Annotated in this window: 11 protein-coding genes and 1 tRNA gene; 3 read left to right on the top strand and 9 right to left on the bottom strand. The window is 30.4% G+C overall.

The features are described from left to right. Nucleotide 1: 1 nt before the first annotated feature. The 6 genes from CW731_RS08535 to msrB form a co-directional block, all read right to left on the bottom strand. Complete coding sequence (locus CW731_RS08535) at nt 2-1,021, bottom strand: XdhC family protein (protein WP_100946323.1); 1,020 nt, start codon at nt 1,019-1,021, stop codon at nt 2-4. A gap of 45 nt (nt 1,022-1,066) precedes the next feature. Next, complete coding sequence (locus CW731_RS08530) at nt 1,067-1,564, bottom strand: peptide-methionine (S)-S-oxide reductase (protein ID WP_100946322.1); 498 nt, start codon at nt 1,562-1,564, stop codon at nt 1,067-1,069. Continuing rightward, nucleotides 1,555-2,499, bottom strand: coding sequence for an aldo/keto reductase (locus CW731_RS08525; protein WP_100946321.1), 945 nt, complete (start codon nt 2,497-2,499; stop codon nt 1,555-1,557). The genes CW731_RS08530 and CW731_RS08525 overlap by 10 nt, the downstream gene beginning before the upstream one ends. A 65-nt stretch (nt 2,500-2,564) precedes the next feature. Continuing rightward, nucleotides 2,565-4,121: a YdiU family protein gene (locus tag CW731_RS08520; RefSeq protein WP_100946320.1), complete on the bottom strand. Its 1,557-nt coding sequence runs from the start codon at nt 4,119-4,121 to the stop codon at nt 2,565-2,567. A gap of 65 nt (nt 4,122-4,186) precedes the next feature. Then, complete coding sequence (gene msrA, locus CW731_RS08515; RefSeq protein ID WP_100946319.1) at nt 4,187-4,723, bottom strand: peptide-methionine (S)-S-oxide reductase MsrA; 537 nt, start codon at nt 4,721-4,723, stop codon at nt 4,187-4,189. A 1-nt stretch (nt 4,724) separates the two neighbouring features. Continuing rightward, on the bottom strand, nt 4,725-5,177 hold the full coding sequence (gene msrB / locus CW731_RS08510) for a peptide-methionine (R)-S-oxide reductase MsrB (protein WP_100947659.1): 453 nt from the start codon (nt 5,175-5,177) through the stop codon (nt 4,725-4,727). Nucleotides 5,178-5,350: 173 nt separating this feature from the next. On the opposite strand from msrB, the gene CW731_RS08505 reads away from it, so the two are divergent. Continuing rightward, complete coding sequence (locus tag CW731_RS08505; RefSeq protein WP_100946318.1) at nt 5,351-6,553, top strand: Pycsar system effector family protein; 1,203 nt, start codon at nt 5,351-5,353, stop codon at nt 6,551-6,553. On the opposite strand, the gene CW731_RS08500 is transcribed toward CW731_RS08505, so the two are convergent. Then, nucleotides 6,550-8,937 (bottom strand): GAF domain-containing protein, encoded by a 2,388-nt coding sequence (locus CW731_RS08500; RefSeq protein ID WP_100946317.1) that lies wholly within the window; start codon nt 8,935-8,937, stop codon nt 6,550-6,552. The genes CW731_RS08505 and CW731_RS08500 overlap by 4 nt on opposite strands. Before the next feature lie 135 nt (nt 8,938-9,072). Further along, nucleotides 9,073-10,383: a ribosome biogenesis GTPase Der gene (gene der, locus CW731_RS08495; protein WP_100946316.1), complete on the bottom strand. Its 1,311-nt coding sequence runs from the start codon at nt 10,381-10,383 to the stop codon at nt 9,073-9,075. Between the two features lie 248 nt (nt 10,384-10,631). On the opposite strand from der, the gene CW731_RS08490 reads away from it, so the two are divergent. Continuing rightward, the gene (locus tag CW731_RS08490) at nt 10,632-11,135 is read left to right on the top strand and encodes a GTP-binding protein (protein ID WP_100946315.1); all 504 of its coding nucleotides are present in this window, start codon (nt 10,632-10,634) and stop codon (nt 11,133-11,135) included. Between the two features lie 32 nt (nt 11,136-11,167). Here CW731_RS08490 and era read toward each other — a convergent pair whose 3' ends face one another. After that, the gene (era, locus tag CW731_RS08485) at nt 11,168-12,052 is read right to left on the bottom strand and encodes a GTPase Era (protein ID WP_100946314.1); all 885 of its coding nucleotides are present in this window, start codon (nt 12,050-12,052) and stop codon (nt 11,168-11,170) included. 180 nt (nt 12,053-12,232) lie between these two features. On the opposite strand from era, the gene CW731_RS08480 reads away from it, so the two are divergent. After that, nucleotides 12,233-12,305 (top strand) — tRNA-Met (locus CW731_RS08480). Nucleotides 12,306-12,339: the final 34 nt, after the last annotated feature.

The raw sequence follows: 12,339 nt of genomic DNA, 5'->3' as shown, positions 1-12,339 counted from the left end.
TTTAATTATGAATTTTTCCTTGTAGATCTCTCAACGGGAATGATTTTTTTTCTCTAATTACAGATAAAATTTCTGCAATAATAGAAATTGCAATTTCTTCTGGTGTTTTTGCGCCAATATTTAAACCCGCAGGTGTGTAAATACAATCTAAAAATTCTTCTGTAGTTTCTGGTGAAAACTCAAAAAGTTCATCAAATAGCTTTTCTCTTCTGTTTGGCGCGCCTAAAATTCCGATATATTTTGGTTGATATTTAGATAGTTGTACCAAGTATTTTAAGTCTTGCACATAACTATGATTCATCAATACAATGGCAGTATTTTCTTCAATATCAGAAAATTGAATTGTTTCTGGAGTTTCACCAATTACAGCATGTGCTCCTGGGAAATTAGAGAGTGTTTTAGCGTCTTTTGCAGCTGTTATAACTTCTATTTGCCAACCTAAATTAGCTGCTATTTTAGATAATTTAACAGCATCGTGTTCGCCCCCAATAATTAATAATTTAAATAAAGGTTGTAAGTGCTGAGTAAAAATAGTTTCAGTTGTAGCTTTTTTCAAACTGAAAGAATCTGATACCGTAAATTGTTCGGTTTTTTTAAATGTAAGAGCAGAACCATAATTACCAATAGCTTCATCTTGTTTCTTGTAATAAGAATCAATTTTTATAGTTTCTCTATTTTCTAAAGCTAATAAAAATACTGCTAAAAATGCATCGGAAATAATAAAGGGTTCAATTAAAATATATAAGATGCCTTCGCAGCCTAATCGATATCTGCCATCATAAGTAATAATTTTAGCTTTTTTATCAGCAAAAACAGCTTGTGCACGCTTCATAATTTCTTTTTCAACGCAACCACCACTTACAGCACCTGTATAAGAATCATCATTAGAAATTAACATTCTAACACCTGGTTTTCTGTAAGAAGATCCATTTAAATCGACCACAGTTACCAAGACGTTTTTAAGGCCTTTTTTTTGATTGATAATTGCTTGCTGAATAATTTCTTTAAGTTCGTGCAACATTTAATAAAGTTCAATTTCTATTTATCCGACTAAGATAAAACTTTATCAGGAATTTGTTTGTTTAGAATATTCAGAAAAATTAGACAAAATAAATTTTAATTTTGGATCAATATATTTTTTACAAAAAGGTTTGCTAGGGTTCGATTGATAATACTTCTGAAATTCCTTTGTAGAAGGTTTAAAATCTTTAAACTCTAATACTTTTGTAATAATTTTATCTTTAAAATTTGGCTGTAATTTTTCAACTATCTTTAAGCTTTCTTCTTTTTGTTGATGCGTAAAATAATATACCGCAGAACGATATTTTGTTCTCATAGAATGATTACTTGTGCTTTTATGTGTTAATAAGTGGATTTGAATAAGTGTTTTTAAATCAATTTTTTCGAGATTAAAAAGAACAACAACCGCTTCAGAAAATGTATGATTTTTTTCTGTGGACGAAACCCAACCTTGTTCCACTTTTTCTACACCAATTAAAGATTGAAAAACAGCTTCTGTACACCAATGACAACCACCACCAAAAGCGATTTTAATCAATTCCATGCTAACCGTTTTCTTTCTGTCCAGTATGATTCTGGAGAAACTTTTAAAGAATTTAAGGTTTCAATTTCATCCGTAGACAACGTAAAAGAATTTATTTTTAAATTCTCTTTCAATTGTTTAGCAGTACTTGCTCCGCTTAAAACAATACTATTCGGAATTGTTTGCTCGCAATATTTTAGAGAAATTGCATCTACACCAACGATGTGTTTTTTTGCTAAGGTTTCTAATGTTGCATACATTTCTTTATAATGAGGATAGTTTTCGTTCTTAAAAACTCTTCCATTTGCCAAAGCTTCTTTAACTATAATCGATTTGTTTTGACGAATTAATTCCGCTGAAATTTCTAATAAACTTTGATCTAAAAAATTATAGGTCACCTGAAACAAATCAAAAACCGACTCTCCATCGACCAAAATATTTAAAGCTTTTTTAATCACTTCAACTTGGTTTGTGCCTGTTGTGGTCAATCCTATTTTTAGATTGTGTTCTTTTTTTAAAAAGACTAATTGTTCTAAAACTTCGGTGTTTTCTAAAACTCCCGTTTCTAAAGTTGCAGAATGAATCTGATATACTTTTAAATAGGGCAGAAGTTGTTTAGAAAAATTCCATTGTTCCTTTAATTTAGAGAAACTATGCTCTTTTACTTCGTGAACCGTGGCGTTTGCATTAAAATTTGCCGTGTATGTATATCCCCATTTTGTAGCGATTTCAATAGAACTGTCATTTTTAGTTTGCAACCATTCTAAAACTAATGCTTCTGCCAAACCATAACCAGGAGCAGTATCAAAATAACGAACACCTAAATTATACGCTTCTTCTAAAACAGTAAAACTTTGTTTTCTAAATTTAGCCAAATTTGAGTTATCACAATCTTCTTGACGAACATTAATGTATTGTGGTCTTCCTAAAGCTGCTGTTCCTAATCCTAATTTCATTTTTGTATTACTTTAAGAGACCTCACAGGTTTTTAAAACCTGTGAGGTCTTAATTGTAAATAGTTTTAAGAACTACAACTTAACATAGAACAACCTACTTTGTTCCTTGCCCACTCTGGTCTTCTTGCAAACCATTTTTCGTTTTCTGGTTGTTCTGAATATGGTTTTTTTAAGAGCTGAAATAATTCATCAATTAAAGTATAATTTCCTTTATCTGCTTCGTCAATTGCTAGTTGAGACATGTAGTTTCTAAGCACATATTTAGGATTCACTACATCCATTTTTTCTTTTCTTTCTTTGGATGAAACTCTCTCTATTTGAAGTCTTTCATCGTATTTTTTGAACCACAAATTCCAACTATTTAGAACTTCATCAGAAATGTTTTCAAAGTCATAAAAAGCTTCTTCTATCAATTTAAAAGCGGTTGTTGCATTAGAAAAACGACTTAAATTTCTAAAGAAAATAGTCATATCTGTTTCTACTAATTGTAAATTGTCTTCTAATTCTTGCATCAGTTTTACATCTTCTTCATCTGAAGTATATAATCCTAACTTACTTTTCATCATCTGTAAAGATTGCTTTTCAAAATCGATTTTGTATTGCTCTAAAATAGCATTTAAAGGTTCCACTTCTTCAATTATTGGATACAACGCATTCGCCAGCTGATACAAATTCCACAAACCAATATTTGGTTGATTTCCATATCTGTAACGTTTATGTTGACTGTCGGTTGTATTTGGTGTCCAACCAAAATCGAACCCTTCTAACCAACCATAAGGTCCGAAATCTATGGTTAAACCAAGAATTGACATATTATCGGTATTCATCACTCCGTGCACAAAACCAACACGTTGCCAATCGATAATCATCTTTAAAGTGCGTTCTGAAACCTCCTTAAAAAAGTGGATATAATTTTCTTTTGACGGCGCTCCTATCTGTGGGAAATGATGTTTGATGGTATAATCAACCAAATTCTTTAAATTTGTATAATCTTTTCTTGCTGCAAAAATTTCGAAACTACCAAAACGTAAGAACGAAGGAGAAACTCGAGAAACAATAGCGCCTTTTTCATAAGCAGCATTTCCGTCATATAAAACATCTCGCATTACAGCATCACCAGACAAACTTAAAGACAAAGCTCTGGTTGTTGGAACGCCTAAATGAAACATGGCTTCGCTGCACAAATACTCTCTAACAGATGAACGTAAAACCGCCAAACCATCTGCGGTTCTAGAATACGGAGTTTCGCCAGCACCTTTTAATTGTACTTTCCAATTTTTATTTTGATGCTCAACTTCGAATAAATTAATCGCTCTTCCGTCACCTAATTGTCCTGCCCAATTGCCAAATTGATGCCCCGCATAACACATGGCATACGGTTTTGTATTCGGATAAATTTCATTTCCGGTAACTACATTCTTAAACAATTCTGATTGTGTTTCTTCCTCAGAAATATCCAACTCAGCAGCCATTTCTTGTGAAACGTGTACTACTGTTGGTTTTGCTGTTTTCTTCGGATTCGCAAAAGAAAAAGCAGCGTTTTCCACTTGTCTTCTCGAATTTTCTAAATTAGAATCGGCAGGTAGTTCTGTAGTGAAAGTATTTTTTATGTTTAGATTCAAATTGTTTTATTTCTTTAACAAGTAGATTGATTTACTTGTCTAGTTTAGCAAAGAACGTTCGTTCTTTATTTCAGTTTATCAGCATGTAATTGTCTCAATTTTGCCAACTTGGGTTCTATTACAAAAGTACAATACCCTTGCCCGTTATTGTTTTTATAAAAATCTTGATGCTCTTGAGTCGCTATATAAAAAGTAGGCAGCCCACTTAATTCAGTAACAATCTTATCATCATAATACGCTTGAATTTGTTTTAAAACTTCTTCTGCTATTTTTTGCTGATTTTCATTATGGTAATAAATTACCGATCTGTATTGTGTTCCTCTATCTGCACCTTGTTGGTTTAATGTTGTAGGATCATGTGTAGTCATAAAAATAACTACAATGTCTTCATAAGAAATAATGTTTTCATCAAAATAAATTTGAATTACTTCTGCATGACCTGTTAAACCCGAGCAAATTTCTCTATAAGTTGGTGCACCAGGAACGTTGCCACCAGCATAACCAGAAATTACTTTTTCTACGCCTTTTACTTCTTGAAATACAGCTTCTGTACACCAAAAACATCCACCTCCTAAAGTGGCAATTTGTAAATTGTTATTCATTTTAAGAATTTTCTTTCTCTAACTGCATAGATTCAGAATTAATACAATAACGCAGTCCACTAGGTTCTGGTCCATCAGGAAAAATATGACCTAAATGTGCGTCGCAAGTGTTACACATAACTTCAACTCTAACCATGCCAAAAGAAACATCTTTATGATATTTAATAGCATTTTCTTTAATAGGTTGTGTAAAACTTGGCCATCCAGAGCTCGAATCGAATTTTATTGTCGAATCAAATAGAGGCGTATTGCAACAAATACAGTTGTATTGTCCTTCATCATAAATACTACACAAAGCACCAGAGTTTGGTCTTTCTGTACCTTTTTGTCTTGCAATTCTAAACTGTTCTGGTGTTAAAAGGTTTTTCCATTCATTCTCAGATTTTTCAACTCTTTTATCTGGTATTGGGTTTCCTTTTGCTGTAAAACTGATAATTTCTTTCCAAGTAAGCATATTAATTTCTTGTCTTTTTTTAATTGTTAACGATCTTTTATTAGACGAAAAACGTACCTTCAACTTACAAAAAAATAAATTTTGCAATTGCTGAAAGCAATACTTAAATTTACGACAAAATTCATACAAAAAGAAACCATTATTAATTGTTTATTTTTGTTTAAAATTATACTATGAGCGCACTAATTATTGAAGTAGAAAAATTTGTTTTTAGCTTTTTAAGTAAAAACATACATTCAAACTTTGTATACCACAATCTTGCGCACACGCAAAGGGTTGTAGAAAAAGCTAAGGAAATAGCAGAAAGTTTAGGGCTAGATGCAGCAGTTTTAGAAGATTTAGAAATAGCAGCATGGTTTCATGATACTGGTTACATTGATGGTTCTAAAAACCATGAAGAAAAAAGTGTGCAAATTGCTACAGAGTTTTTAGAAGCTAAAAAGATATCAAAAGAAAGAATTAAAATAATTACTGCTATAATTAAAGCAACAGAGGTAAATTATGTGCCAAAAAATATTTTAGAAGAAATTATTAGAGATGCAGATTGTGCACACTTAGCTTCTAAAAATTTTTTAGATTTTGCTTCTTTACTAAGAAAAGAGTGGGAGTTGTCTTTAGATAAAAGATATACGCAGTCTGAATGGATCGAGTTAAACTTGTCTTTCCTAACGCAGAAACATAGATATTATACAGATTTTGCTTTAAGAAATTGGAGCAAAGGGAAAGAGAAAAATTTAGCAAAACTTTTAAAAAATCAGAAGAAAATTAAAAATGAAGCTAAGAAATTCAATCAGAAAGAGGTTGCTTTAGATTTAAAGAAAAATAAAAGTGAAGTTCCAGAACGTGGTGTAGAAACAATGTTTAGAGTTGCACTTAGAAACCACATGACTTTAAGTGATATTGCAGATACTAAAGCAAATATTTTACTTTCTGTAAATGCAATTATTGTTTCTTTAGCGTTGTCTAATTTGTTGCCTAAATTAGACAATCCTTCAAATGCTCACTTATTAGTACCAACTATTATTTTTGTAGCCTTTACTGTTGCATCTATTGTTTTATCTATTTTAGCAACAAGACCTAATGTTACAGAGGGTAAGTTTACCAAAGAAGATGTTGCTAATAAAAAGGTGAATTTATTATTCTTCGGAAATTTTCATCAAATGAATTTAGATGATTTTGAATGGGGAATTACAGAAATGATGACAGATAGAGACTATTTATACGGTTCTCTAACGAAAGATTTATACTTTTTAGGGCTGGTTTTAAATAGAAAATACAAAATTTTAAGACTTACCTATACCGTTTTTATGATTGGTATTATTGTTAGTGTTTTAGCTTTTGCAGTTTCTTTTAACTATAAAGTTATGCCACTTTAAGCTTCAATTTGTTTTATTAAATCCTTTAAAGTAATTGTTTTCTTTTCGTCAAAATCTTTTTGATAAATAACTTCTACTCTTAATGCTTTTAAGCCAGAAACACCTTGTAAATCTTCTAATTCTAAGAACTCAATTTTACCTAATTGTTTTCTAGATTGTAAGAAGTTTATGTACTTTATGTATTCTAAAGCATCTTTGTCTTGAGAATAAATAATAGCAATTTTACCAGGTTGTGTTATTCTTTCTTGAGTTCCTTTAATATGTGCTTTGTCTATTCTTTTTTTAATTATTTCATAACGAATATTATAAGCTCCATCTACATCAAACTGTTTTTCATCCATTCTAAATTTAATAGCCATTGGGTTGCTATGTACTAAAATTAGAGAAGCAACTCTTAAGTTATCTGGCATTGTATCAACTAATGTATAGGCAATATTCTCCATTTCACACATGGTTTGTAATTGCCATAAGCGTAAATTATAAAGGTAAATATTATCAAAAGAATCTTTCTTTGTAATCGATTCACCTATGTACATATTAAACTCGACGCCATCCGTTTTATAGCGTTCAAAATAATGCGGGTACATTTTTTGGGCATCTTTTTGTTTATTATCTATATATTTAGAAAGTTTATCATTGATAAGATTCACACTTTCTTCATAATCTCTTCTTTTCTCATAAACTACGTTTAAATCTTTGTCTAAACGATTCATGTATATTTTTACCTTTTTAGAAAGGGTTGTATTAATGTCTTTAATGTGATTAAAAACAGGATAAATTTCTCGCTGTAAAAAGTCGACAATGTTAATTTCGTCTCCCGCATTTAAATCTTCTTTAACTTCTTTTAAATAGGTTGCAACACGATACATTAATTCATTGTAAATGGGTAATTCTTCTGTTTCACAAGCATCTTTTAAGACTGAAATAGCTAAATTTAACTGCGTTATCAAGTCTTCTTTTATAGCATTATTTCTAGCTTCCGAAGATCCTTTTATATCACTTTGACCAAATAAAGGATACACATCTTTAAATACAATTTCATCTAATTTTGCATTTTCATTGGTTTGAGATTCTGTAAAATATTTTTCTGCTGCTTCGTAAAAACGCCATTTTACAGAATTATGAATAGAAGTGTAGTTTTCTTGAATGGTTGCTTCTAAAACATTTTGTCTTTCTTCGGATGTTCTTTTAACAGCCGCTTCAAAAACAGGAATAATGTCTTTTAATTTGTTGATGTTAACAGAGTTTAAATCATACGCATTCGGAGACGCAATTTCTAACAGTGCCAAGTCTCCATTCTTAGAAGCCTTTATTGGTATTAAAATGATACTTTGAATTCCGCTATTATACAAGTTATGGTAAAAAAGATTCTTATCTGTTCTTTTACCATATTCCTCTAAGTCTGAAATAATAAAAGTCTGGTGGTCTTTAAAAACCTTTTGAATAATCTCTTCACAAAAATAATTTGAAGAACAATTTATTTCTTCTTTATTATTTAAAATGATACTATTAGATTTGTTTACGATAGTTTCGCAAAGTTTTTCATTAAGATTGTCAAAAATAGAATACCCTAATCTTAAGTTTTTAATCGCGTAAAAATCTCTTAAATTATTTTGAAGCTTAAATATTAAATTATCATCACTGGCTAATAAGTTCGCTTTTATAGAAGACAGCATTTCTTCTGAAGTAACATCGAATAGATTAATAATCCCAAATCCTTTAAAAATGTAACTATTTGGTGGAAATTTTTCTTTCCAAAGATCGATATTGTCGAAATTATTTAATAATTCTCTAAAATCTTCTTTTGTAATTTTAGGAGCATTTTCTGTTGGAATAATTTCAGAGAAATCAGCATTAAAAGCAGCTCTATAGTACTTCATTGTTCCTGTAGATTTATCTGGAATATCGAAGTAAAAAGGTCTTTTTATATCAATATTATAACCATAAACAAAATCTAAAATAAAAGTACATGCCATAATATACATACTTTCGTCTTCAAAATTTCTTACCATAAATTCATAATCATCGCCTGCATTATTTAAAATGTTTAGAAAACGATCTGTAAATTTAAAAGAAGTAAAAGAAAAAGGAACACTCGCTGCTTTTATCTCGTTTAGCTGCAACGGTTCTGGAAATAAAGGGCCTAATAGTAAGTTTATTTCTTCTTTGTATTTTTCAAGTAAAGAATAGTCTGAAAAACCATCATTCAATTCTGGATGTTGCTGAAACAACTTTACCATTTCTAAAGCAGAACTATGAAATGGATGTTGTTTGTATTCTTTTTGAGTGTACTTTTCAAAAAGATCAAAAACCTTTCGAAAAGAAATATTTAGTTGCAGCGGTAGCTCAACTTCGTTTACTAAACTCGATTCTAGAATTTTCATCTTTTTAACAATTATTTTACAAAATTACAAAATTGTAATTTGATAGTCGTTTTTAAGAATCGTTACTTTCATTTTTACACTTAAAAAAGTATAAAAATGAAAGTTTTCGAGTTTTATAAAAGAAGAAATTAATTCTTATTTCTGTCTAAAATAGATGGTAATTGGTACACCAGAAAAATCGTACATGTCTCTTAGTTTATTTTCTAAGAAACGTTTGTAAGGGTCTCTAACATACTGAGGTAAATTACAGAAGAACGCAAACTGAGGTGTTAGCGTAGGTAATTGCATACAGTATTTTATTTTTACAAATTTCCCTTTTGTAGCTGGTGGCGGGTAACTTTTTACGATGTCTAGCATTACATCATTTAATTTACTTGTAGATATTTTAAATTTTCTTCTTTCAAAAACTTCTACAGCAGTTTCAATAGCTTTATATAAACGTTGCTTTGTTAATACAGAAGTAAATACAATTGGCACATCTGTAAAAGGCTCAATTTGTTTTCTAACCATGGCTTCAAAATCGCGCATCGTATTGGTTTCTTTCTCTACTAAATCCCACTTATTTATTAAGATAACAACTCCTTTTCTGTTTTTTTCTGCCAACCAAAAGATACTTTGATCTTGGCCTTCAAAACCACGAGTTGCATCTACTACTAAAATAATAACATCTGCATATTCTATAGAACGTACAGCACGCATTACAGAATAAAATTCTAAATCTTCTTTTACTTTCGATTTTTTTCTTATTCCGGCAGTATCTACCAAATTAAAATCAAAACCAAAACGGTTGTATTTTGTGTCGATAGAATCTCTTGTTGTACCAGCAATATCGGTTACAATATTTCTATCTTTACCTATTAAAGCGTTTATAAAAGAAGATTTTCCTGCGTTTGGTCGTCCAACAACGGCAAACCTTGGTAAATCTACTTTCTCTAAATCTACTTCTTCTGGCGCAGGCATTTTTGCTACAATTACATCTAACAAGTCTCCAGTTCCACTTCCATTAATAGAAGAAATTGTATGGTAACCTCCTAAACCTAAATTATAAAATTCAACAGCATCTGCGTCTCGCATTGCATTGTCAACTTTATTAACGGTAACAAAAATTGGTTTTTTAACTTTGCGTAAAATTTTTGCAACTTCAGCATCCATCGGTGTAATACCTTCTTCAACATCTACAACAAATACAATAATATCTGCCTCTTCAATAGCTAAAGCAACTTGTTTTCTAATCTCTTCTTCAAAAATATCATCAGAACCAATACTATAACCACCTGTATCTATCACAGAAAATTCTTTTCCATTCCAGTCAGATTTCCCATAATGTCTATCTCTTGTAACTCCACTTACAGAGTCTACAATAGCGTCTCTTCTCTGTACCAGTCTATTAAAAAGCGTTGACTTTCCTACATTTGGTCTTCCTACAATGGCAACAATACTATTCATTTGAATTCAAATTTTTTGCAAAGATACAATTTAAGCTTGTAAGAAAGAGGCTAAAAATGAAGTCTTTAAAAAACAAAAACTAGCAATACTATTTACTAGTTTTAATTCTAAAAAAGTAGTTGTTTTTTTAGTGAATTTTAAAGCTATTATCTTTGCTTTTAAAAAGAAGAAAGAGCAATAATTTGCATCCTTTTTCTACATATCTAAAAAATTAAAGGACGTTTCTATTTTTTTAGTATATTTAAAATATGATTGTAAAAGAAAAAAGAAATAGCAAAATCTTTCTAAGACCAAGATTTTCTATTGATTTAGAAGAGAGCTCAGATATTATTTTAAGTCGTTTTTCTGAAGCATTTGTAAAAGAAGAAATACCTTTTAGAGGTAGTATTGTAGATGGGCATATTTTTATTTCGGTTTCTAAGGAAAAAGAACATTTTTGGTCGCCTCAATTACATTTAGAGATTATAGAAAAATCCGACAATAAATCTGAATTGAAAGGTCTTTTTGGTCCGAAACCTCAAGTTTGGACACTCTTTATGTTTGTCCATTTTGTAATAGGAGTTTCATTTTTAGGATTCTTTGTGTTATTGTACACCAGAGTCTCTTTAAAAGAACCTTTTGTTTTTCCATTAATAATGATGATCCTCTTACCTTTCATTTGGGTTTTGTTGTATTTTATTGGAAAAATAGGGAAAGACACAGGGAAATCTCAAATGCAAGATTTACATGATTTTATGACACAAAATATTTAAAATTCTTGTTTACGAGAATGAAATTTTTTAAATTATTTCTGATTATACCCAAAACGCTTTAATTGAATTCTATCACTACGCCAGTTTTTATTCACTTTTACATATAATTCTATAAAAACTTTTTTCTCGAAGAATTTTTCTAAATCTTTTCTAGCCTCTGCGCCAACTCTTTTAAGAGCAGCACCCTTATGACCAATAATAATTCCCTTTTGAGTTTCTCTTTCTACCATAATAATAGAACGAATTCTAACAATAGTTTCTTCTTCTGTAAACTCTTCTGTTTCTACTTCTACAGAATACGGAATTTCTTTTTTATAATGAATTAGAATTTTTTCTCTAATTTTTTCATTCACAAAAAAACGTTCTGGTTTGTCTGTTAATTGATCTTTCGGATAAAAGGCAGGCCCTTCTGGTAATAATTCTTTTATTTTATCTGAAACAGCAGCTACATTAAAACCTTCTAAAGCAGAAATTACAAACACTTCTGCATTAGGTACTTTTTCTCTCCAATATTCAATTTTTTCTTCAACTTCATCTTGAGTAGACTTGTCTATTTTATTTAAAAGTAGAAAAACAGGGATTTCACTATGGATTATCCTTTGGAAGAATGCCTCGTTTTTTAATTCTTTTTCGCCAACTTCTACCATATAGATTAGAATATCGGCATCTTCAAAGGCAGATTTTACAAAATCCATCATAGAAGATTGCAATTCATAAGCGGGTTTTATAATACCTGGCGTATCAGAAAATACAATTTGATAATCATCTTCGTTTACAATTCCTAAGATACGATGTCTGGTAGTCTGTGCTTTAGCTGTGATAATAGATAGCTTTTCACCTACTAATGCATTCATTAATGTTGATTTACCAACATTAGGATTTCCTATAATATTTACAAAACCTGCTTTATGTGTCATGTTGCAAAGGTAATTCCTTTTTATATTTGATTAGAATTTAGATGATTAAAAAATAATTAAAAAATAATTAAAAAAAGTTTGGTCAGTTGTTTAGTTTAGATGTATCTTTGCAGTCGGAAATAACGGATCGAGTTTATGAGTCGAAAGTTAAAAGCTAAGTCATTGTTTTCGAAATTACAACGCGGGATAGAGCAGTAGGTAGCTCGTCGGGCTCATAACCCGAAGGTCACTGGTTCGAGTCCAGTTCCCGCTACTAAGAAAGAGTAATCAGAAATGGTTACTCTTTT

The sequence above is a fragment of the Polaribacter sp. ALD11 genome, assembly GCF_002831685.1.
Taxonomy (GTDB): Bacteria; Bacteroidota; Bacteroidia; order Flavobacteriales; family Flavobacteriaceae; genus Polaribacter.
This window is presented reverse-complemented; position numbering and strand designations above follow the sequence as displayed.

Bases quoted from the DNA above. Each gene is read 5' to 3' on its own strand.
- CW731_RS08535 (WP_100946323.1), bottom strand. From the start codon at position 1,021: ATGTTGCACGAACTTAAAGAAATTATTCAGCAAGCAATTATCAATCAA.
- CW731_RS08530 (WP_100946322.1), bottom strand. From the start codon at position 1,564: ATGGAATTGATTAAAATCGCTTTTGGTGGTGGTTGTCATTGGTGTACA.
- CW731_RS08525 (WP_100946321.1), bottom strand. From the start codon at position 2,499: ATGAAATTAGGATTAGGAACAGCAGCTTTAGGAAGACCACAATACATT.
- msrA (WP_100946319.1), bottom strand. From the start codon at position 4,723: ATGAATAACAATTTACAAATTGCCACTTTAGGAGGTGGATGTTTTTGG.
- msrB (WP_100947659.1), bottom strand. From the start codon at position 5,177: ATGCTTACTTGGAAAGAAATTATCAGTTTTACAGCAAAAGGAAACCCA.
- CW731_RS08505 (WP_100946318.1), top strand. From the start codon at position 5,351: ATGAGCGCACTAATTATTGAAGTAGAAAAATTTGTTTTTAGCTTTTTA.
- CW731_RS08500 (WP_100946317.1), bottom strand. From the start codon at position 8,937: ATGAAAATTCTAGAATCGAGTTTAGTAAACGAAGTTGAGCTACCGCTG.
- der (WP_100946316.1), bottom strand. From the start codon at position 10,383: ATGAATAGTATTGTTGCCATTGTAGGAAGACCAAATGTAGGAAAGTCA.
- CW731_RS08490 (WP_100946315.1), top strand. From the start codon at position 10,632: ATGATTGTAAAAGAAAAAAGAAATAGCAAAATCTTTCTAAGACCAAGA.
- era (WP_100946314.1), bottom strand. From the start codon at position 12,052: ATGACACATAAAGCAGGTTTTGTAAATATTATAGGAAATCCTAATGTT.